We start from the raw sequence: 20,446 nt of genomic DNA on the forward strand, positions 1-20,446 counted from the left end.
TTCCGGGTTTGGCATGGGGCGCGCTGCTGAGTCTGCCTCTATTGCTACGCCGGGAACAATCCCCTCAACACTCCTGACCCGACCGGGTTGCGGGCCCCTGAACGACGCGGACCTGAAAGCAACGACGGCTCATCCCGCGGCGGCCTCGCCGCAGCAGGATGAGTGCTGAAGTATTGAAGGAGCGAGGGGTTTGAGCACAAATGCCGTTGTTGACGAGTCGTGGAAGTGAACTAAATTAGTGTCGAAGAAAAAGGCGTATGTGCCAACGAAACGGGTAGCCCCCGAATGGTACTACTGGTTGGGGGTTCTATTTCCAGGTGTTCTGGTTCTAATTACATGTATTAGAAGAGCGCCGGAGTTTGGGCTTTCCGTCTGGGTGGCAAACATTGTGGTTTCTGCGGTCGCCGTATTATGTGTGGGCGGGTTGACTTACTTGAAATCAAATTTTGTTTCCGCGGTTGCTTTTGGGGTTGTAATCATAGGAGGAAGCTTGGCTGTCGCCGGACTCTCCCATGTTGTGCCGGTCATCGTAGTCGCTTACGGTTCGTTATGGGCGGGTGCAGCAGCCGGTCTATTGATTGGCCTGACACTGACTGTCGGCGAACGTCGTTAGCATTGAGTTGGTGACTGTGATTTGTGTTGAATGCCCCAAGTTGCTTGAGCTGCCGTAAAGTGCAGCGTTCGCGGGGAGGTCTAATGGAAGAAAGTATTCGATTCTGGGTGCGTGAGGTTTCGACTTCTGATCAGTGTTTTTTTCGTTTTGCTCATGCATATTATCTTCTACGGATGAGATTATTGCGGCGCAGAACGATTGCGTTTGGAAGATAGTTGTTTGTTGGTTTCTATAGATGGTTTCTGGGAAGGACATGAAGACAGATGGATATCAAGACTGTTGAACCTGCAGGCGGAGGCGTTGCGGAGGTTACGGGTTCGGACGAGCTGGCTGGTCCTCTATATGGAGCATCGTTTGGTAAGTCGGTGAAGCGGTTCTTTGCCAAGTATGCGAAGTTCGCTGGTCGCGCCTCGCGGAGTGAGTTCTGGTGGAGTCAGCTTTTCGTTTTCCTGGTCATGGTGGTCCCATACCTCGTGATGACGATCGGGTTCGTGGCCAGTACTGCCTGGGCTCAGCAGAACCCTAATGTGCAGTCCATGGGTTTCGATCCGGCCACCGGGAAAGAAGTGTTCTATGAGGCCGCTCCTGGTATTGTGAACGCCCCGACTGGAAGTCTCATGGTGGTAGGTTTCATTCTCGTCGTTGTTCTGGGGCTGGCCATTGTGGTGCCGCAGCTGTCGTTGCTTTGGCGGCGTTTGCATGATGCAAATCTTGCGGGTCCGCTTGCGTTCGTTGGGCTTGTTCCGATGGTCGGTGGACTGGCTGTTTTGATTTTGGCGCTTATGCCGTCCAAGACGGAAGGTCGGCGCTTCGACCCCCGGTGACGGGCGGGGCATCAGAGGGGGGCTGGTGGAAGTCGGGGCGCTCCTTGCGGGCCTGGTGGCGGATGCCCAGCGGGCGGCTAAAGAGGGTCTGCACGCGCTGGATGGGACTGAGCGTGTGCGGGGCCATGTACTGGGCTGCGGGAAGTCGACTTTGGAGGGCAGCTAGTGGACAACCATCGTCAACGGCGACCGAATAGTGCTAGCGCGCTTCGTGAGTTTTGGCTGAGGATGCTAATCCCAGCGGTCCTGCTAACGGTTTTGGTTGCGGTGTTAATCGGATACCGGCCCCACCAAGAGATGGCATCGTCCTTTCTGGTTGTGGGGCTGGGCTTGCTGGCGAGTGCCGCTGTGGGCGTCCTGAGCGGCGTCAAAGGTCCATCGTGGGCCATATATGTACTGATTGTGCTGGAAGTGGGGCTACTCCTCTTGTTGCCCGCCCCGTGGCAGGGCCTCGCTCTGGTAAGCGTCCCTGTGTCGGCCATCGGATTCATGATGGGTAGGGAGATCGCTTTCCTCCGCATCAACAGGACGCAAGGGGTTCCGCCGACCACCTGAGATGTGGCGCGTGAGCTGATCGCTGATTATCGGGACGTCTCCACCGTGCAGGTCGTCACTCGGGTACCGCATGAGGACCTGGAAGTCTCGGTGCTTCGATACAGACATAAGAAAAGGCCCCGCCTCCCTAATAAACAAAGGGAAGCAGGGCCTTTCTCATTGGCGGTGACGGTGGGATTTGAACCCACGTTGGCTTTTACACCAAACAACATTTCGAGTGTTGCACCTTCGGCCGCTCGGACACGTCACCAACTGAAATAGGCTACCCGAGATTGGCCCGGTTCCCCAAAACGAGCCCCTCTGGACCCGCCCAAAAAGCGGGCGGCGCACCCATCAATCCACGCCAACTTCCGTCCGCAGCGCCCCAGCGATAGATTCGTAAGTATCATGACGATTTCGCAGGAACACGACCGAGAACACGAAGCCCACGCCTATTGGGTCACGGAGACGGGCGATGGTGAGCTGCGCTCCGAAACCATCGAGACGCCGAAAGAAGGCGAAGCCCTAGTCAGGACCCTGTACTCAGGCGTCAGTCGGGGCACGGAGCGCGTGGTCCACGAAGGCCGCGTCCCGGAACGCGTCGCAGATCTGATGCAGGCCCCAAATCAGGAAGGCGACTTCCCGGGCCCGGTCAAGTACGGCTACCTGAGCGTCGGGGTAGTGGAACAAGGACCAGACGAATGGCGGGGAAAGACTGTGTTCAGCCTGCATCCCCACCAAGACTTCTACGTCGTCTCCACGAGCCAGCTCACGGCAATCCCGGAGGATGTCCCTGCCCGTCGCGCCGTGCTCACGGGCATCGTCGAAGTCGCCATCAACGCCCTCTGGGAAGCCGGACCGAGGCTGGGTGACCGTGTCGCCGTCGTTGGTGGTGGTCTGGTGGGTGGCGTCCTGGCGACGCTTCTGCGGAAGTATCCGCTCGGTCGACTGCAGCTGGTGGATGCGGACCCGGAGAAGCACAAACTGGCGAAAACCATCGACGTGGATTTCGCCCTGCCCCACAACGCGAACAGCGACAACGACATCGTCTTCCACTGCTCCGCCTCCGACGACGGCCTCAAGCTGAGCCTGCAATTGGCCGGAGACGACTCCGACGTCATCGAGCTCTCATGGTTTGCAGACAAGGAAGTCACCCTGCCACTCGGCGAAGACTTCCACGCTCGCAGGCTCAACATCCGCTCCAGCCAGGTCGGCGCAGTCGCCCTTCCGCGACGGCACCGGCGAACGAATGCCCAGCGCCTGCAAGAAGCGGCGAACCAGTTGAAAGACCCGCTGTTCGACGCGTTCCTGACCAGCGAATGCCAGTTCCGGAACCTGCCCACCACACTCGTTAAATTGTTCGAACGGCCCGGCGGTTTCTGCCACGTGGTCGCCTATCCCACCCCGGAGGATTAGTACATGTTCAGCCTGACCGTCCGACGCCACTTCATGATCGCCCACAGCCTTCCCCGCGAAGCGTTCGGCCCGGCCCAAGGTCTCCATGGCGCGACGTTTGTGGCCGAAGTCAGTTTCCGCCGCCCGGATCTCAATGACGACGCAATCGTTCTGGACATTGGCGCAGCGGGCGGCATCCTTGAGGAAATCCTGGAGGACCTGAACTACAAGAACCTCGATGAGCACCCGGCATTCAAGGGCAAGCTCTCCACCACGGAGGCCCTCGCCAAGCACATCGCCGACGCCATGGCCACCCGGATCCAGGACACCGCCGACGGACCGGCACTCAGCGGCATCGACGTCATCCTCCGCGAAAACCCCGACGCGTGGGCTGGCTACTCGCTGGAGCTTCCGGTCAAGTAAGTGCAGATCCGCTTCCTGGTCCCGGGGAACGTCCGGCACGGCTCCGGCGGCAACAAGTACAACGCCAAGCTTGCCGAGCATCTGACCGCCTTGGGTGCCACCGTTGAGACAGTAACAGTCGACGGCGATTGGCCGGTTGGCAGCCCAGCGGATCGGCAGCGGTTCTCTGACATGCTCGACGGCGGTGCAACCGTGATTGCTGACGGTCTGGTTGCGAGCGGGGCACCGGAGGAGATCGCCGCCGCGGTCAATGCCGGGACCAACGTGTGGATCCTGTCGCACATGGCTTTGGCGTACCACCATGACCTTGAGGCCAAGGCGTTGGTTGCAGCTACGGGCGTCATCTCCCCGAGTGCCCACGCCGCAGCTGAGCTGGAGGTGAGGCACGGCACGCAGAACATCGTCATTGCCACGCCTGGTGCGGAGAAAGCGGACGTCTCGGCAGGTTCAGAGCCGAAGCACATCGTGGCCGTCGCGGCGTTGCTGCCCAATAAGAGCCAGGAACTTCTGGTGCACGCACTGGCCACCCTGCAAGACGTTGAGTGGACCGCCGCCCTCATCGGCTCGGAACACGCTGACCCGAGCTACGCCGCCGAGGTGAGGGCCGCCGTCGAGCATTACGGGCTGGAGAACCGCATCCACGTGACGGGGGAACTGACTGGGCGGGCCCTGGAGGATCAGTGGCAGAGGGCGGACCTCAGTGTCCTCCTGTCGCGCTCCGAATCCTTCGGCATGGTGGTCACTGAATCGCTGGCGCATGGCGTTCCGGTTCTTGTCCGGCAGGGGACAGGGGCCGTTGAAGCCCTCGGCAGTGCGGACGCGGGTTTGGTGCTGGACCTGGGAGACCCCAACAACCTGGCCGACACCCTCAAGAACTGGCTTACTACCCCCGTCCTCCAAGAGCGCTGGCGCAACAACGCCCTCCAAGCCCGCCAGCATCTACAAGGCTGGGACACCACTGCCGCCACTGTCCTCAGCGGGCTGGGGACTAAACCACAAAGTTTGCTGTAGCACTGGTCGAGCAGGCAGAGGGATCGAACGGCGGATCCCACTCCAACTTGGCGGTCGTCTTCGCAAGGGGCGTGGTGGAGCCCGTGAGGTAGACCGTTACTTCCATGGTTTTTATTCCGGCGGCGATCCATAGGGGGTTGTCGGCCACAGCGGCGTGGCGCTCGGTGTCAGAGTCCGGCGTGTACACACATGCTTCCTGCCCCGGACAGTTGACGGTGTACTCCAAGGTTTCCCACGACGTTCCAAGCCGGGAAAAATCGATACTCACGTCAGTGCGCCGAAGCATCGAATCGCATGCCTGTTGTCCGCATGCCGTCATAGTTCCGGCGACCACCACAGCAGCAAGACAAAAAGCTCCCCACGACTTTTTGAGCATGGGCCAGTCTAAGCTCAACCGTCGGCCGCGCGGGCAAAACGGTCAGAGTCAGCCCGAACCGTACGGCCGCGTGATCGCCTCAAGGAAATGCCCATCGGGGTCGCAGAAGTAGATTCCACGGCCGCCGTCGTTGTGGTTGATCTGGTTTGCTCGGGAACGGGCAGGGTCCGCCCAATAGGGAATGTGCTCCGCGGTGATTCGCAGGAAGATCTGGTCGAATTCCTCTTCGCTCACCAGAAAGGCGTAGTGCTGCGGGGCGATGGCACCGCTCGCCTCAAGGAAGTCCAACGTGACACCGTTGTCCAATGCCACGGTGACGAAGGACCACATGGGTTGCGGCTTCGGAAGGCCGAAGATATGGGCGAGGAACTCCGCGGAACGGTGCTTGTCCGTGGCGTAAACGATGGTGTGGTTGAAACTGACAGGCATGGCTTGCTCCCGATATGTTCGGCTACGTCAGGCGGGTGGGCGGTGCTCCGGTGCCGGCACCCGGTGCGAGGCGAAGAAGTCCCTTAGCAGGACCGCGCACTCTTCCTCGCGGACCCCGGCGTAGACCTCCACCCAGTGGTTAAGGCGGCGCTCGCGGAGGATGTCGAACACAGATCCCGCGGCTCCCGCCTTCTCGTCCCACGCACCGAACACGACGCGCGGAATCCTGGCCAGGACGATAGCCCCGGCACACATGGCACACGGCTCAAGCGTGACCACAAGAGTGCAATCCTCAAGCCGCCAACCGTCTCCGTCCTCGCCCACTTCGAGTGCGTGCCGTTGCAACGCAGCGGCAGCTTCGCGGATGGCGACGACCTCTGCATGGGCGGTCGGGTCCCCGTGCGCCTCCCGTTCGTTGCGTCCCGAACCCAGCACGCCGCCGTCGGGCCCCAAGACGACAGCGCCAATGGGGACGTCGTCAGTTTTCAGCGCCAACCGGGCCTCGTCCAGGGCAAGGCCCATCCAGGCCATGTGGTCTGCGTGATACGGCTCGGTGGCGCTCATGTCTCAATGATAGTTTTGGGGGATGCGCACACTCGTCGTGGACCACCCGCTGGTCGCTCACAAGCTCACCGTACTGCGGGATAAGAACACCCCTTCACCGGTCTTCCGGCAACTCACTGAAGAACTCGTCACCCTCCTGGCCTATGAGGCCACCCGCGAGGTCAAGACGCAGCCAGTCGAGATCGAGACCCCTGTCACCAAGACCATCGGCACGGCCTTCACCAAGCCCACGCCGCTGGTGGTCCCCATCCTGCGCGCAGGCCTGGGCATGCTTGAGGGCATGACCAAGCTGGTCCCCACCGCTGAGGTCGGCTTCCTGGGCATGGCCCGCGATGAAGAAACCCTGGACATCATCACCTACGCCGAGCGCCTCCCCGAGGACCTCACCGGCCGCCAGATCTTTGTCCTGGACCCCATGCTCGCCACCGGCGGCACCCTGCGCGAAGCCATTAAGTTCCTCTTCAAGCGCGGAGCTTCCGACGTCACCTGCATTTGCCTGCTGGCTGCTCCGGAAGGGTTGTCCAAGCTGGAAGAAGAGCTCTCCGATGCCAACGTGAAGATCGTCCTCGCGTCGATTGACGAGAAGCTCAACGAGAAGTCGTACATCGTGCCCGGCTTGGGCGACGCCGGGGACCGCCTCTACGGGGTGGCCGGCTAAGGGGAGACCCCTACCGGTTTCCCACATCTTTGGCTGTGCCGCGCTTGTAGTAACTGCGGTGGGCTCACGGGCAGCCATGCTCTGACTTTTACTTGCTTGCCAGTTCACGCCGGTGGTGCCATGACCCTAAAGCGGCGCCCATATCCCTCGTCATTCTGAGCCTCTAACTTGTGTCTGCTTATGGCAGACTAAGTGGTCCTGAATATGGTTCCCGTCACGTTTCGTGCCCTGAGTTCACTTCCATAGCGGGCGGACCCTCCTCCCGAATTGTGATGGGGGACGAATGCGATTGAAACAATTCGCTGCACTCGCTAGTGCTTCGGCCATAGTCATTTCTCTGCTGGGGCCAGCGGCTGCGCAAGCCAAGGAACATGATAAGACCGGAAAGGAAACTGCCGAGACAGCGGCCGCTGTTATCCAGGAGGCCGTGGTCTCCGCGGGCCAAGACTCGGCTGCTGCCGTGCAACCGCACGCAGAGTCGTCCGATTCGGTAACAACTAACGTCAGGGAATCGACCGTCGAAGTTTCAAAGGACGGAGGAGATGGCACTGCATTGCTGGACGGAGGCGCCGACGGGTTGCAACTCTCGTTGGAACTGCCGACGAGCGGTCAGGCAGACGATGCTGCAGTGGCCGAGGATGGTACAACCGTCTTTGCGGACCCAAACAGACATACAGACGTTGGAATTCAAACGCTTGAAGACGGCGCCGTTCGGGAATTGACGGTCATAAATGACCGGCAAGCGCCTACCCGCTACGACTACAAAATTGATGCTCCTGAGGGCGTAGCCCTCACGCTGGCTGACGGTGGTGCTATTTCAATCAAGGGCCTGGATGGGTCGGATCAGGGCATGATCCTTCCAGCTTGGGCGGTCGATGCGAACGGCACGGCAGTGAGAACCCATTATGAGGTGTCGGGGAATACCGTGACCCAAGTCGTGGAACATAACACGCCAGGTCTCGCATACCCAGTGGTCGCCGATCCAAAGGTCTACTACGCATGGTGGCAGCTATTCAGTTGGTCAGAATGGGCTGGAACAGCTACTACGGCATGAATCAGCTTTCCATTGAGCTTTCTGGTTGGGGACGCTACGACGCTATCTTCAATGCTGGTCAATTCTTGAGCTCGGGTTGGAACCTTCTCCGAACGAAACATTCATCATGGATGTTTACAGCGTCCATGTGGCAGCAATGGGAATGCCATGTGCTTGGAGGGATGGCTGAATGGGGAACCTTCGACTTAGAGTACGAACGTTATTCAAATCCAAATTGGCGAAGCCGGATTGGAATGTGGCCCATATCCCAGACCTGTAACTGGTAGCCAAAGGAGGACTTGGCGATGCCGAGACATGCCGTGCATAAGTGGGTCCTGCTGGGAACTACGCTGTTTCCGTGGGCACTCGGATCCTACGCCGTCTACGTCACTTCGGCGCAGTTTTCCGGTCTCGGCATCTTCGAGTCCTACCGGGCATTTGAGGCCGGTTCCAACCTAGGCAATGCCTTGTGGTTCCTTCTTTGGACAGGGATCTCTGCTGCGGTGTGTTGGTTTCTTGTGCGAAGACCGGGCCCCATCGGAGCGGTTCAATCCGGGTGTCACGCACTATACTGCTACGGCACTCCGGCCGCCCTACTGGTTTTTCCAGACGCAGCCATGGGTTTCGCGGTTTCGCACGTCCGGGCGTTCACAGACGACACTGTCTTGCATTCGCCCGTGGTCGAGTTTCTTGTTGTCAGCGGCATGGGGGCTTTGGCCTGCGCTTTCGTCATGTCCCTCGTATTCAAGATAAAGAAGCCGCGTCGTGAGGCTTAGGCTGCCGAAATCAAAGACCCCTACCGGTTTCCGCCATGCCCCGTTAGCCTGTGGCGCATGGACTGGAAACTTGAACTGGTATTTGTCCCTGTCTCCGACGTCGATCGCGCGAAGGACTTCTACGTCAACAAGGTTGGTTTCAACGCCGATTTCGATGAGCGTCCCATGGACGGAATCCGTTTCGTGCAACTGACTCCTCCGGGTTCGGCGTGTTCCATCGCCATCGGGGAGGGGCTCAGCGATGCCCCTCCCGGTACAGCCCCCAGCCTCCAAGTGGTGGTGGCGGACATCAACAAAGCGCACGAGCAACTCAAGGCCAATGGTGTGGACGTGAGCGACATCGACATCCAGGACTGGGGCCACTTCGTCTACTTCGCTGATCCTGACGGCAACAAGTGGGCGGTGCAGTACCTCCCGCAGCGGCCCAACGGCTAAGTCACACTTCAGCACCACCCCATGAGCGTGCGGCAGGATGGAACCATGAGCCATCCTGCCGCACCCGTGCTGACTGTCCGCGCCGTCCTCTTCGACATGGACGGAACACTGGTGGACTCGACGGCGGTGGTCGAGCAGGTGTGGCTTGAGTTCGCCGAGCGTTACGGCTTGGATTTCAACGAAATCCTGCGCACGTCCCACGGTGTCCAAGCCGGCGACACAGTGCGCCGCTACGCTCCCGCGGGAGCCGACTTCGCAGCGCTGACGGCCGAACTTGGCGAGATGGAGCGTTCCCGGACGGACGGTGTGATCGCGCTTCCCGGTGCCGAAGCATTGCTGGCCGGCCTTCCTGATGATGCCATCGCCTTGGTCACCTCAGCAGACCGCATCCTTGCCGATATCCGCATGCAGGCGGCCGGGCTCACCATGCCATCCACTGCCGTGACTGCAGAGTCCGTCACCCATGGCAAGCCGCATCCGGAGGGCTATCTCAAGGCGGCGGCGCTCCTGGGAGCCGACCCGGCCGACGTCGTGGTTTTCGAAGACGCGCCTGCCGGGATCGCTGCTGCGTGCGCCGCGGGGATGCGGACTGTTGTGGTGGGCAAGGCCGCTGCCAGGCACAATGCGGAGCTGGAGCCGGGCATGTGGCGGATTCCGGACTACTCGGCCGTGACGGTCACCGCTGTGAAGGACGACGACGGCGGGCACCTCCTCACGCTGACCCTCTAGTACCGCCGGGTTAAAGACTGTTCCACGCGATAAACCGGGCGTAGGCTGTGCCCATGTCTGCGATGCCGGAGGCGTACGGTGCTGCACTGGAGCGGGCCATGGCCCACGCCGGTGACTGGCTTGCGTCGGTCCCAACACGTTCAGTCCGTCCGTCCTCCGATGCCGATCAGGTAGCCAAGAGCATCCTGTCGCGTTTGCCGGAGGAAGCCACCGATGCCGCCGAGGTAGTTGACGAGCTCGCCGCTCTGGCTGAGCCAGGCCTGATGGCGATCCAGTCCGGACGGTTCTTTGGGTGGGTCATGGGCGGAACCCTGCCCGCAGCCATGGCCGCAGATTGGCTTGTTTCGGCGTGGGACCAGAATGCGGGGCTTCGATTCGCCACACCGGCGGCCGCCGCCATCGAGGAATCAGCGGCCGCGTGGCTGCTGGACCTTCTCCACCTTCCGGCAAGTGCCGACGTCGGATTCACCACAGGCGCCACCACCGCTAATTTCGTGGGGCTGGCGGCAGGGCGGCAGTATCTGATGGACGAGGCGGGCTGGGACTTGGAGGCCCTGGGGCTGACCGGCGCCCCTCGCATCACTACCTTTGCAGGCAGGGAGCGCCACGCTGCAGTGGATCTGGCGTTGCGGTATCTCGGCTTGGGGGCGTGCGTCCCCGTAGACGCCGACGAGGAAGGACGCATTCTCCCCGACGCGCTTGCCGAGGCCATGGACCAGCAACCCGGACCGTCGCTGGTCTGCCTGCAGGCGGGCAACCTGCATTCCGGCGCCTTTGATCCCATGGAGGAAGCCATAGCCGTGGCCCATGATCGTGAAGCCTGGGTGCACGTGGATGGTGCCTTCGGTTTGTGGGCGGCCGTCAGCCCGACGCTGCGGGCCCGCCTGGCCGGAGTGGAAGAAGCAGATTCCTGGGCCACGGATGCCCATAAGACCTTGAACGTCCCCTATGACTGTGGTTTGGCAATCGTCGCCCGCCCGGAAGCTTTGAGGCGTGCTTTCAGTGTCCACACGAGTTACCTCATTGCCACGGATGCCGGACCGGGGGATCCTTTCGAGAAAGTGCCTGAGATGTCCCGCCGTGCCCGGGGTATCCCTGTATGGGCAGCCCTGAGGCAACTGGGCCGCAACGGGGTGATCTCCATGGTGGAGCGGCTCGCTGCAAATGCCCGTGCCTTGGCCGAAGGACTCGCCGCGATCCCGGGAGTCGAAGTGCTCAACGACGTCGTGTTCACGCAGGTCTCGGTGAGCTTCGGCAGTGATGACCGGACACACCGTGTCACGCAACGGTTGATGGCCGAGGGCGCGGTGTGGATGTCCGGGTCCTCGTGGCGTGGACGTGAAATCCTCAGGATTTCGGTGAGCAACTGGACCACGGACGCAGGGGATGTTGCTGCGTCCATCGCCGCGGTTCGCGGCGCGGTGCAGGCTGAACCGGAGTCCTAGCCCACCACGTGGGCCGCGTGGAGGACGACGAACACCACGGCAGCGGACACCGCGGCCCAGCCAACTAAACGTCCCACCAGCCCTGTCACCGCGGACGCCGCCGTGGGTGGAGGCATGCGGCCGATGTCCCGGCGGAGCTCCCTGAAAGGAACCCGCCCCCTGCCAAGATCGCGTCCCAGGCGCGCTACGCCGCGCAGGTCGGCAAGCGCGGTGCGTACGACGTCGACACTTGAGGTGGGATCGTCGGTCCAGTCAACGGGGACTTCGTGAACGCGCAAACCACAGCGTTCGGCGATCACCAGGAGTTCGGTGTCGAAGAACCAGCCGTCGTCCGTCGTGTGTGGAAGGATGCGGTGCGCGACGTCGGCGCGGACGGCCTTGAACCCACACTGGGCGTCGGAAAAGCGTGCCCCAAGAACCACGTGCAGCAGGAAGTTGTAGCTGCGGGAGATGAATCCGCGGTGGGGACTGCGGGCCACCTGCGAGCTCCGTGCCAGCCGCGTGCCGACGGCGAGATCCGAATGGCCCGAGAGCAGCGGTGCCAGAAGGGGAGCGAGGGCCGACAAGTCCGTGGAAAGGTCTGCTTCCATGTAGGCGAGCATGGGTGATGGCGAGAACTGCCAGACGTGGCGGAGTGTGTTCCCGCGACCCCTTTGCTGGAATCGAACCACTCTCAGTTCAGGCAGTTCACGGGCCAAGCGCTCGGCGATCCTCAGGGTGTTGTCTGTGCTGCAGTTGTCCGCCACCGTGATCCGGAAGGTATGCGGAAAGGAGTCTGCAAGGTGTCCGTGCAGCCTGCGCAGGTTCTGTTCCAGGCGGTCTTCCTCATTGAACACGGGAAGGGTGACGTCCAGGACCGGGACGGCAGCGCGGGTGTCAATGGGGGAGCATCGGGTTTGTGGCCCCGCTTGGGCAAGGCCCTGCTGTGTGGTGCTTAACGCCGCGCCACCGAAGCGCGCCGAGTGGAACCGTCGTGGTGGAGCGCTGGTAGATGGGTCTGTGAGCGTCATGTTTCCAGAATGGGCCCGCCGATTAAGAGGGCTTTAGGTGGAAGCTGTGACCCCACTGTGAACCATGGACGGCACCTGTGAGACGCGAAAACCGCGCCGTTTCCCGCCATCCGCTCCAGTGGGTACTGGTGCGAACGGCGGGAACCGGCGCGGTGATCAAGCAGTCTGGCTTAGTACCAGTTGTTTGCCAGGTGGAAGCCCAGGGCGGCCGACGGGGATCCGTAGCGTTCCTTGATGTAGTTCAGGCCCCACTTGATCTGGGTCTGGTAGTTGGTCTGCCAGTCAGCACCCGCGGTTGCCATTTTGGTAGCCGGCAGCGACTGGACAATGCCGTAAGCACCGCTGGAAGCGTTGGTGGCGGTGGTCTTCCAGTTGGATTCCTTCTCCCACAGGGTGTTCAGCGCAGTCATTTCGCTGGCGCTCCAGCCGTAGTTGCCAAGGATGCTGGCAGCGTAGGCCTTGGCGGCGGCGGGGTCGTCCACGGCCTTCGGGGCGGCGGCCGCAGCTGCGGCCTCGGCAGCGGCGGCGGCAGCAGCGGCGTCGGCGGCTTGCTTGGCTGCAGCGTCAGCGGCGGCCTTCTCAGCAGCGGCTTGGTCGGCTGCGGCCTTCTCGGCGGCTGCTTTTTCAGCAGCGGCTTGGTCCGCTGCGGCCTTCTCGGCTGCAGCCTTTTCGGCAGCGGCCTTGTCCACGGCAGCCCTGTCAGCGGCGCCCTTTGCGGCGGCTGCATCCAAGGAAGCGGAGATTTCAGCTGTCTTGTTGTTGCTGACCTGGGCATTCGCCTGGGTCTCTGCAACGCGGCTTACCTCGGGGAGGGTCAGGGCGGCGTTGGCAGCAGTACCGAGCGATGCAACGCCCAGCGCAGCGGCTACAACACCGGCAACAACCGACATGCGGTGGCCGGACTTACCCTGGCGGGCAGCGTTCTTGAGGACAGCCTGCGACTTGGTCAACGGTGCGTTGTGCTCATCGCGGTGACGCGCGGAAGGGCGCGTCTGATCATTGAATTCAGACATGTGTGATTACCTCTCAGCGCCTGCGGAGTTAGCTGTCGGGTTCGGATGAGGTCATCCGGCCGCGCATCACGCTGCGGCTTCACCCCAAGGGTCCGGCATAAATGCCTGGGCCCGGAGACTCTGGGTCCCCCGTCTCTGCCTCGGAGTAAGAACGGACTCCGGGAAGTGGCAGAGCTCGGCGCATCCCGGATGCGGGTCAGTTGGGGCGACCCACCCTTTCGACGGTACAGGAGGAATTCGCAGAAGTCACATTTAGGTAACAGAGATCACGACGCCGGTGAGTCGCCTTGCTGACTTCGTTACATCTGTTCGTTGGCGACAGCGGGGAGTCGAAGGGCGAATTCCGTGCGCCCCGGCCGTGAGGTCACTTCCACGGTGCCGCCGTGCGCTTCCACGATGGATTCAACGATCGACAGGCCCAGTCCGGAGGTGCCCTCAGACCCCGATCGCGCGGCATCGGCGCGGGCAAAGCGGGAGAAGATCCGGCCCTGGAAATCCTCTGGAATGCCGGGCCCGTTGTCCGTCACGGTCACCACAGCGCTGCCATCGGCAGAGAGCATGACGCCGGTGACCACCGTGGTGCCGGAGTCGGTATGTTTACGGGCATTGGAGAGAAGATTGGCAAGGACCTGGTGCAGCTGCGTAGCGTCACCCCGGACCGTGACGGGCTCATCAGGCAGTTGAAGTTGCCAGATGTGGTCCGGTGCCATGACTTTCTCATCGCTGACAGTTTCGATCACCAACTGGGTGAGGTCCACGTCCGTGACCTTGACCGGCTGGCCTTCATCCAGCCTGGCAAGGAGCAGCAGATCCTCCACCAGGGTGGTCATCCGTTCGGACTGGCTCTGGACGCGTGACAGCGACTTTCGGCCGTCATCGGTGAAGTTCTCGGTCATCCTCAGCAGCTCGGTGTAACCGCGGATGGCCGTCAGCGGCGTTCGGAGTTCGTGCGACGCGTCCGCGACGAACTGGCGCACTTTGGTCTCGCTTTCCTGGCGCGCTTCCAGGGCATTGGAGACGTTGTTCAGCATCTGGTTGAGGGCATGGCCAACGCTGCCGACTTCCGTTCCGGGATGGGCGGCCGACGGCGGTACGCGCACAGCAAGTGCCACCTCACCGGCGTCGAGGGGAAGGCGCGAAACTTTGGTGGCTACCTCGGAGAGCTGCTCCAACGGCCGCATGGTCCGCCGGATGATCACTGTTCCCGCGAGGCCGATGATGACCAGACCGCCCAGGGAAACCAGCACCATGGTCCACACCAGTGAGGCCTCGGCGCTTTGCTTGTCCGCGAGCGGCAGGCCCGTGACGATCACATCGCCATAGGCGGTCTCGACAGCCACCAGCCGGTAGTCCCCGTTGGAGAGGGATCGGTCCGCCGGATCACTGTTCTTGGGGAGGGCCAACAGTACTTGCTCGTCGTCCGTAGAGAGCGACACACGATTGCCCTTGGCATCGATCAGGCCCGAGCTGCTCACAGTTGAGCCGTCGATCCGGGCGTTCAGTGTCCCAGCGGCCTGCCCGCGAGCCTCCAGCGGGTCAGGCCTTCCGGATCCAGGAAAGTTCGACGGCGGCCTGCCGAAGTCATTCGCGCGGCTGGACGCCTGCTCCAGCTGCCTGTCGAGCTGCCTGTTGAACACCATGTCCATGGAGGCGTAGCTCACCACGCCCACTGCCCCGCAGATGGCGACCAGCAGGGCCATGGCCACCAGGACCAGCCGCGTGCGCAAGTGCCAGGTGGAGGGGTTGAGCCAGCTGCGACCGGACGTCCTGGCCACTCCTGAAAGTGTGCTCAACGCCTAGTCCGCGGGTTTGATGACGTAGCCGGCGCCACGGATGGTGTGGATCATCGGCGGATGGTTGGCCTCGATCTTCTTGCGCAGGTATGAGATGTAGAGCTCTACGATGTTGGCCTGTCCGCCGAAGTCGTAGTCCCACACCCGGTCCAGGATCTGGGCTTTGCTGACCACGCGTTTGGGGTTTTCCATGAGGTACCGCAGAAGTTCGAACTGGGTGGCGGTGAGGGGAATGTCCTCCCCGGCACGGGTGACTTCGCGGGTGTCAACATTCAGGGTGAGGTCGCCCACCACCAGCTCGGCAGTGTCCATGGCGGCCACGCCGGAACGCTGGACCAGGCGGTGGAGGCGCAGGAGGACTTCCTCCATGCTGAAGGGTTTGGTGACATAGTCGTCGCCGCCGGCCGCCAGGCCAACGATGCGGTCCTGCACAGCGTCCTTGGCGGTGAGGAAAAGCGCGGGAACTTCGGGGGCGAACGCTCGGATGCGGTTGAGGACCTCCACACCGTCGAATCCGGGCAGCATGACATCCAGAACAAGGACGTCGGGCCGGAAATCCTTGGCGAGCTTCACAGCCTCGGGGCCGTCGCCGGCAACTGCTACCGACCAGCCGGCCATTCGCAGGCCCATGCTCATGAGTTCGGCCAGGCTGGGTTCGTCATCCACCACCAAGGCGCGGATAGGTGAGCCGTCCGGGTGGGACAGTTGGGGGAGATTGTTGGTCATGGAATGCGAGGAGGCCATGGGACAACTCTCTGTTCTGCGGGTTAGCGACCGCTTTGCCTGTCCTGTGAGGATGCTGTGAAGTCAACACTAGCGAGGTGGGAGTCCGGAAGCCGTGAGCCTCGAGGAATCCCGTTTCTACGGCTTGTAGCAGATTTTCGGCGGAAAATTCCCGAACGGGGCCCCCGGCGATTGGACAACAAGTGTTTCAGATCGTGAGATTCCGCAGCTGGGTACTTCCCGGGAATGCCGATGCACATCATGCCCGATTGGCCGAAGAAAATTCAGTGGATGGCGAATATTTCTTGTCTCAGTCGAATGAAATGGCGTTCATTTATCACAACCGCTGAATTGTGATTTACGGCACAATAGACCTCTCCGTCTCAAAATGTGGACGGTTCGGCGCTTTGTTACTTGCGTGTTGCCATTGTTACGTTGCACACTTCCAATGTGAACAAGAACTCAACAGCACCTGCAGCCGCAGCAACCTGGTCCAGCACACCCGCTGGCCATGATGACCGCTGTTGTCGAATGCAAGCCTAACTTTCCACCCCAAGAAGTTTCAGGCATTCGCCCCCTAGCCCAGCGTTGGGCGCCCATCCCCAAACTCATTGCGGGGACAACCAGCATTCGAAGCCGCGATGACGGCTATTCACTTTTGAGGTAAGCACTCCATGTCAGTTGCATCTGGATACGTCCACATCTCCGTCCGTAACGCCAACAAGGCCGCGTCGAACGCAGGGCTCCGGCCCGGCTTCGGCAACCGCCCCGGCTACGCCCCCGCCCAGCAAGGCACGGGCCAGCAGGCTCCCGGTTATGTTCCACAGGGTTACAACCCCAACTCCTATGGCCAGTTGCGCGCTGTACCTACCGCCGAGCCGGCACCCATGACTGCGCCCACTCCGGTGATTGCCCAGTCCGACAGGCTCCGCCCCGTTGCCAACGACAACGTGGCCCGTGGCTTTGTGCTCTACATGGGCATTGACGAAGAAACCGCAGCGGCAGCCGGCACCTCCATTGCCAAACTTGCCCAGGAAATCCGCGCCTATGCGCAGTCCCTCGTGACCGGCGCTGAGAGCTATGCTGCCGTGGCAGTCGCCCCAGCCGGCGCGCCCGGGTCCGCACTCGACGTCGTGCGTTCTACCTTCGGTGACCCCACCGTCGCCGCACGCCAGCGCACCGAAGCTGCCCGTCCGACGCCCCAGCAGGAATCCCGCCCCTCCGGCGTGCTGATCGATCTCGCCCGCCGCGAAGTGCACCTCGATGGCGAATCCCTGAACCTGACGTTCAAGGAATTCGAGCTCCTCAACTACCTCGTCGAGAACGGTACCCGCACCGTGGGTCGCGACGAACTCCTTGAGGGTCTGTGGCGCAACGCCGAAGAGGTGCCCAACGAGCGCACCATCGACGTCCACATCCGCCGCCTCCGCTCCAAGCTCGGCCGCCTCGCCAACACCGTCCGCACGGTCCGCGGCCAGGGCTACCGCTTCTACGAGCACCCCGAAGTTATTGTGTGGGCCGCTCCGGAATACTCGATCTAAGCAGTACTGCAGCCGAAAGGCGGCATCATCCCTCTGCGCCTGCGCTCGTTCCTCACGCAACAACGGCGCTGTCGGGATATGCCGTCTTTCGGCTTTTGCTTGCCCTGAAGAGGATTGGCCTCCGCGGCTGAAGGGTCCGTGCGCGAGGGGTGTGTGCGGGCTACCACCTGCATTGGCTGGTGAAGCCCCTTGGCACGCCCGCTGCCGCCGCGTGTCCGGGGCGGATAGGGTTGGTTCATGAGCGACCACCACATCAAGCGCCTCGTGATCATGCGGCATGCCAAGGCTGATTGGCCCATGGGTGTGCCTGATCATGAGCGTCCCCTCGAAGAGCGTGGGCACCGTGAGGCTCCGCTCGCGGGCAAGTGGTTGCTCAAGCAGGGCGTGGTGCCGGACTTCATCCTGTGTTCGTCCGCACTGAGGACCCGCCAGACGTGCACCTGGGTGTGCGATGAGCTGGGTGACAAAGCGCCGACGCCGAAGCTTGAAGAGGGCCTGTACGCCGCCTCCGCGAACCGCATGCTAACGGTCATCAATCATGTCCCCGACACCGTGACCACCCTGATGGTCATCTCGCACATGCCCGGGGTCCAGGACCTCGCCATGCACTTGGCTTCGCGCGATTCGGACCACGACGCCTACATGGATGCCGCCACCCGATACCCAACGAGTGCGTTGACGGTATTGGAGACGGAGAAAACCTGGGCTGAGCTGGATGGGCAGGATGCGCGGCTGACGCACTTCACGGTGCCCCGCACATAACCTGCTACTGCGAGTTGCTGGAATCTCCGTGCGCCAACTGCGGCATGCACATGCAACGAATCTCGAAAACGGGCAGGCCCGCTGCTTCATCTCCGTGCCCCGTTGCGATCAGGTACTCGCCGTCGAACATGTAGACCGGCAACTGCGGTGCCATGTATTCGTTGTAGCGGCTGGGGTACACCCATTGCCCGCGGATATCGAAAGCCGGCAGTGCGTAGGGATCGCGCCGGTTGTGGGCGCTCGGATACAGTCCGTCGTCGATCATGATGTAACTCACCAGGCCATACGTGTGATGGTGGTTCATGTCCGTGGGAAAGAGGATTGCTTCCACAGTTGGGCCCCTTCAGAAGTTTCGACGATCGCGCTCCGGGCGGCGCGGACAGCTAGATAAGGTTAGCCTAAGCTAACATCTGGCTGGGCGTCGAATGTTCCCCTGTGTGACGTTGATCAACCCCGCGGCAAAGGCAGGTCCTCAGCGGCCACGTCCCGCAGTATGCGTACGGTGTGGCGGATGGTGGGGCTGGCGGTCATCGTTTTCCGGTACACCACGCCAACTGAACGTTGTTGGACGGGGTTCATTACGGGAATGGCCATGACTCCCGGTGGGAGCGGTGGCCTTCCCAGACGCGGCACCAGCGCCACGGCTACCCCTTGCTCCACCATGGCGATGTGCGTGGAAAAGTCGGGGTCATAAATGCGGATGTCGGGAACCCGCCCCAGTCCGGCGAAGATCTGCAGCAGAGCCTCGTTACAGATTGCCCCCGCCGGGGTGCTGATCCAGGTCTCGTTGAGCAAGTCTTCACGCTCGACGGCGGTGCGGGACGCGAGCGGGTGGGTGCTGTTGACCAGGACATCAGCCTGGTCGATGCAGAGGTCCTCGTGCACCAGGTTCTCCGGGATCACCAGTGGCACGGAGTTCCAATTGTGGACCACTGCCAGTTCCGCCTCGCCGGATGCCACCCTCTGCACCGCTTCGCGGGGGTCCTCTGCCAGCACTGTGATCTCCACGGCGGAGTGGGCGGCCGCCATGCGCCCGAGCATGGGGCCCACCAGCCCCCGGCACGCGGTTGAGAACGCCACCAATCTCAGCAGGCCGGACGGTTTGGCGGGATCAGCGAGCAGCGTTGCCTGAAGTTCCTCCAGTTCACCCATGATCCGTCGGCCATAGCCGGCCAATGCCAGACCTCGCTCAGTGAGGAGCACGCCGCGGCCATTGCGCTCCAGGACCGCAACACCGGTCTGCTTCTCCAGTTTTTTGATCTGCTGTGAGACTGCGGAGGGGCTGAAGCCCATCACATCGGAGGCCGCCACCAACGAGCCGTGCTGTTCCACGGCAACAAGCGCCCTCAAAGCTGAGATGTCGATCATGAAGCAAATCTACGCGTTTCCATGCAGAATTCAACGCTGGTGCTTCACACTGAAGAGAGTCAGAGTGTACTTGTGAACCTTCGCCACTCCGCCCTCGCCGTTTTGGTCGCCGTCTTGTGGGGCATCAACTTCGTAGCCATTGACCTTGGCCTGCACACGAACGGCAGGGAAGTTCCTCCGCTGCTTTTCGTTGCGATGCGCTTCCTGCTCGTCGTGTTTCCGTTCATCCTCTTCATCCGTAAGCCGGACGTGGGCTGGAAGGCGATAGTCGGCGTCGGACTTTTCATGAGCGCCGGTCAATTCGGCCTCTTGTACCTGGGCATGGCGCTCGGGATGCCGGCGGGCTTGGCTTCACTGGTCCTCCAGGCGCAGGTCCTGTTCACCATCCTGCTGGCATCGAAGGTGCTGGGGGAGAAGCCCAGTCGTCGTCAGATGGCCGGAGTAGTGCTCGGCATTGCGGGCTTGGGCGTGGTGGCACTGGGGCGCAGCGCTGTGGCCCCCGTCCTTCCGCTCATGATCGTGTTGGCTGCGGCGTTGTCCTGGGCTGTTGGCAACGTGGTGGCCCGGCACTCCAAAGCCGCTTCCGGTTTGGGCCTGGTGGTGTGGTCCGGTGCAGTGGTTCCTGTTCCCTTGGCGGGGTTGTCGTTGGTAGTGGACGGGCCGGGCACGGTGTGGGCAACGCTCACGGACCTGCAGTCGGCCACCATCCTCAGCGCGATCTACACGGCGGTGTTTGCGTCCCTGATTGGTTATGGCATCTGGAACCGGTTGTTGTCGCTGTACCCGAGTTCCGACGTCGTGCCCTTCACGCTTTTGGTCCCTGTGGTGGGGATGACGGCGGCGTGGTTGGTCCTGGACGAGATTCCCACGCTCACCGAAATGGTGGGCGGTCTGATCCTGCTCCTCGGTGTGGCCACGGCAGTGCTCGGGGCGGGACGCAAAATCCGTCCCAAACCGACCGTTGCGGGGCCCGCTCTGCGGCTCTAATTTC

Annotated in this window: 23 protein-coding genes, 1 tRNA gene and 1 riboswitch; of the genes, 14 read left to right on the forward strand and 10 right to left on the reverse strand. The window is 62.0% G+C overall.

The window, feature by feature from the left end:
• Positions 1-238 precede the first annotated feature (238 nt).
• The 3 genes from J3D46_RS08675 (at position 239) to J3D46_RS08685 (ending at position 1,992) form a co-directional block, all read left to right on the forward strand.
• Positions 239-613: a hypothetical protein gene (locus tag J3D46_RS08675; RefSeq protein WP_231343311.1), complete on the forward strand. Its 375-nt coding sequence runs from the start codon at positions 239-241 to the stop codon at positions 611-613.
• 263 nt (positions 614-876) lie between these two features.
• Positions 877-1,437 (forward strand): DUF805 domain-containing protein, encoded by a 561-nt coding sequence (locus J3D46_RS08680; RefSeq protein WP_231343309.1) that lies wholly within the window; start codon positions 877-879, stop codon positions 1,435-1,437.
• A gap of 297 nt (positions 1,438-1,734) precedes the next feature.
• Positions 1,735-1,992 (forward strand): hypothetical protein, encoded by a 258-nt coding sequence (locus tag J3D46_RS08685; RefSeq protein WP_231343308.1) that lies wholly within the window; start codon positions 1,735-1,737, stop codon positions 1,990-1,992.
• 160 nt (positions 1,993-2,152) lie between these two features.
• Here the strand turns inward: J3D46_RS08685 and J3D46_RS08690 are convergent.
• Positions 2,153-2,242 (reverse strand) — tRNA-Ser (locus J3D46_RS08690).
• A gap of 137 nt (positions 2,243-2,379) precedes the next feature.
• Here J3D46_RS08690 and J3D46_RS08695 point away from each other — a divergent pair.
• Genes J3D46_RS08695 through J3D46_RS08705 form a run of 3 tightly spaced genes read left to right on the forward strand, consistent with a single transcriptional unit; the run spans position 2,380 to position 4,800 of the window.
• Positions 2,380-3,387 (forward strand): zinc-binding alcohol dehydrogenase, encoded by a 1,008-nt coding sequence (locus J3D46_RS08695; RefSeq protein ID WP_231343307.1) that lies wholly within the window; start codon positions 2,380-2,382, stop codon positions 3,385-3,387.
• A 3-nt stretch (positions 3,388-3,390) separates the two neighbouring features.
• Complete coding sequence (locus J3D46_RS08700) at positions 3,391-3,789, forward strand: 6-carboxytetrahydropterin synthase (protein ID WP_231343306.1); 399 nt, start codon at positions 3,391-3,393, stop codon at positions 3,787-3,789.
• The gene (locus tag J3D46_RS08705; RefSeq protein WP_231343305.1) at positions 3,790-4,800 is read left to right on the forward strand and encodes a glycosyltransferase family 4 protein; all 1,011 of its coding nucleotides are present in this window, start codon (positions 3,790-3,792) and stop codon (positions 4,798-4,800) included.
• Here the strand turns inward: J3D46_RS08705 and J3D46_RS08710 are convergent.
• From J3D46_RS08710 to J3D46_RS08720, 3 genes are all read right to left on the reverse strand, one after another.
• Positions 4,778-5,068: a hypothetical protein gene (locus tag J3D46_RS08710; protein WP_253466451.1), complete on the reverse strand. Its 291-nt coding sequence runs from the start codon at positions 5,066-5,068 to the stop codon at positions 4,778-4,780. The two genes, J3D46_RS08705 and J3D46_RS08710, sit on opposite strands and share 23 nt — an antisense overlap.
• Before the next feature lie 156 nt (positions 5,069-5,224).
• Positions 5,225-5,605 carry a VOC family protein gene (locus tag J3D46_RS08715; protein ID WP_231343303.1) on the reverse strand — a complete coding sequence of 127 codons (381 nt, stop codon included), beginning with the start codon at positions 5,603-5,605 and terminating at the stop codon, positions 5,225-5,227.
• A 27-nt stretch (positions 5,606-5,632) separates the two neighbouring features.
• Positions 5,633-6,169 (reverse strand): nucleoside deaminase, encoded by a 537-nt coding sequence (locus tag J3D46_RS08720; protein ID WP_231343302.1) that lies wholly within the window; start codon positions 6,167-6,169, stop codon positions 5,633-5,635.
• 22 nt (positions 6,170-6,191) lie between these two features.
• Between J3D46_RS08720 and upp the strand changes: the two genes are divergently transcribed.
• The 5 genes from upp to J3D46_RS08745 all read left to right on the forward strand — a co-directional run bounded on the left by upp (position 6,192) and on the right by J3D46_RS08745 (position 11,245).
• Positions 6,192-6,827, forward strand: a complete 636-nt coding sequence (upp, locus tag J3D46_RS08725) for a uracil phosphoribosyltransferase (protein WP_159704801.1) — start codon at positions 6,192-6,194, stop codon at positions 6,825-6,827.
• 283 nt (positions 6,828-7,110) lie between these two features.
• Positions 7,111-7,881, forward strand: coding sequence for a hypothetical protein (locus J3D46_RS08730; protein WP_231343301.1), 771 nt, complete (start codon positions 7,111-7,113; stop codon positions 7,879-7,881).
• A gap of 812 nt (positions 7,882-8,693) precedes the next feature.
• Entirely contained in the window at positions 8,694-9,071 is a 378-nt protein-coding gene (locus J3D46_RS08735) for a VOC family protein (protein ID WP_253466454.1), read from the forward strand.
• 45 nt (positions 9,072-9,116) lie between these two features.
• Complete coding sequence (locus J3D46_RS08740) at positions 9,117-9,800, forward strand: HAD-IA family hydrolase (RefSeq protein WP_253466456.1); 684 nt, start codon at positions 9,117-9,119, stop codon at positions 9,798-9,800.
• A gap of 53 nt (positions 9,801-9,853) precedes the next feature.
• Positions 9,854-11,245 carry an aminotransferase class V-fold PLP-dependent enzyme gene (locus J3D46_RS08745; RefSeq protein ID WP_253466458.1) on the forward strand — a complete coding sequence of 464 codons (1,392 nt, stop codon included), beginning with the start codon at positions 9,854-9,856 and terminating at the stop codon, positions 11,243-11,245.
• Here the strand turns inward: J3D46_RS08745 and J3D46_RS08750 are convergent.
• The 4 genes from J3D46_RS08750 to J3D46_RS08765 all read right to left on the reverse strand — a co-directional run bounded on the left by J3D46_RS08750 (position 11,242) and on the right by J3D46_RS08765 (position 15,805).
• Positions 11,242-12,255: a glycosyltransferase gene (locus J3D46_RS08750; RefSeq protein ID WP_253466460.1), complete on the reverse strand. Its 1,014-nt coding sequence runs from the start codon at positions 12,253-12,255 to the stop codon at positions 11,242-11,244. The two genes, J3D46_RS08745 and J3D46_RS08750, sit on opposite strands and share 4 nt — an antisense overlap.
• Positions 12,256-12,425: 170 nt before the next feature.
• Complete coding sequence (locus J3D46_RS08755; protein ID WP_253466462.1) at positions 12,426-13,268, reverse strand: hypothetical protein; 843 nt, start codon at positions 13,266-13,268, stop codon at positions 12,426-12,428.
• Between the two features lie 3 nt (positions 13,269-13,271).
• A riboswitch (cyclic di-AMP (ydaO/yuaA leader) is annotated at positions 13,272-13,459 on the reverse strand.
• Positions 13,460-13,567: 108 nt separating this feature from the next.
• Positions 13,568-15,061 (reverse strand): HAMP domain-containing sensor histidine kinase, encoded by a 1,494-nt coding sequence (locus J3D46_RS08760; RefSeq protein ID WP_253466463.1) that lies wholly within the window; start codon positions 15,059-15,061, stop codon positions 13,568-13,570.
• Between the two features lie 3 nt (positions 15,062-15,064).
• Positions 15,065-15,805 (reverse strand): response regulator transcription factor, encoded by a 741-nt coding sequence (locus tag J3D46_RS08765; RefSeq protein WP_090825045.1) that lies wholly within the window; start codon positions 15,803-15,805, stop codon positions 15,065-15,067.
• Positions 15,806-16,458: 653 nt separating this feature from the next.
• Here J3D46_RS08765 and J3D46_RS08770 point away from each other — a divergent pair.
• Both J3D46_RS08770 and J3D46_RS08775 read left to right on the forward strand, forming a co-directional pair.
• Positions 16,459-17,325, forward strand: coding sequence for a winged helix-turn-helix domain-containing protein (locus J3D46_RS08770; protein WP_253466465.1), 867 nt, complete (start codon positions 16,459-16,461; stop codon positions 17,323-17,325).
• 237 nt (positions 17,326-17,562) lie between these two features.
• Positions 17,563-18,087, forward strand: a complete 525-nt coding sequence (locus tag J3D46_RS08775) for a histidine phosphatase family protein (protein ID WP_253466467.1) — start codon at positions 17,563-17,565, stop codon at positions 18,085-18,087.
• Between the two features lie 4 nt (positions 18,088-18,091).
• On the opposite strand, the gene J3D46_RS08780 is transcribed toward J3D46_RS08775, so the two are convergent.
• Both J3D46_RS08780 and J3D46_RS08785 read right to left on the reverse strand, forming a co-directional pair.
• Complete coding sequence (locus tag J3D46_RS08780) at positions 18,092-18,418, reverse strand: hypothetical protein (RefSeq protein ID WP_253466469.1); 327 nt, start codon at positions 18,416-18,418, stop codon at positions 18,092-18,094.
• A 116-nt stretch (positions 18,419-18,534) separates the two neighbouring features.
• Positions 18,535-19,455, reverse strand: a complete 921-nt coding sequence (locus J3D46_RS08785) for a LysR family transcriptional regulator (RefSeq protein WP_253466472.1) — start codon at positions 19,453-19,455, stop codon at positions 18,535-18,537.
• A 21-nt stretch (positions 19,456-19,476) separates the two neighbouring features.
• Between J3D46_RS08785 and J3D46_RS08790 the strand changes: the two genes are divergently transcribed.
• Positions 19,477-20,442, forward strand: coding sequence for an EamA family transporter (locus J3D46_RS08790; RefSeq protein WP_253466475.1), 966 nt, complete (start codon positions 19,477-19,479; stop codon positions 20,440-20,442).
• The last annotated feature ends 4 nt before the right edge of the window (positions 20,443-20,446 follow it).

Origin of the sequence: Paenarthrobacter sp. A20 (genome assembly GCF_024168825.1) — a bacterium.
GTDB lineage: Bacteria > Actinomycetota > Actinomycetes > Actinomycetales > Micrococcaceae > Arthrobacter.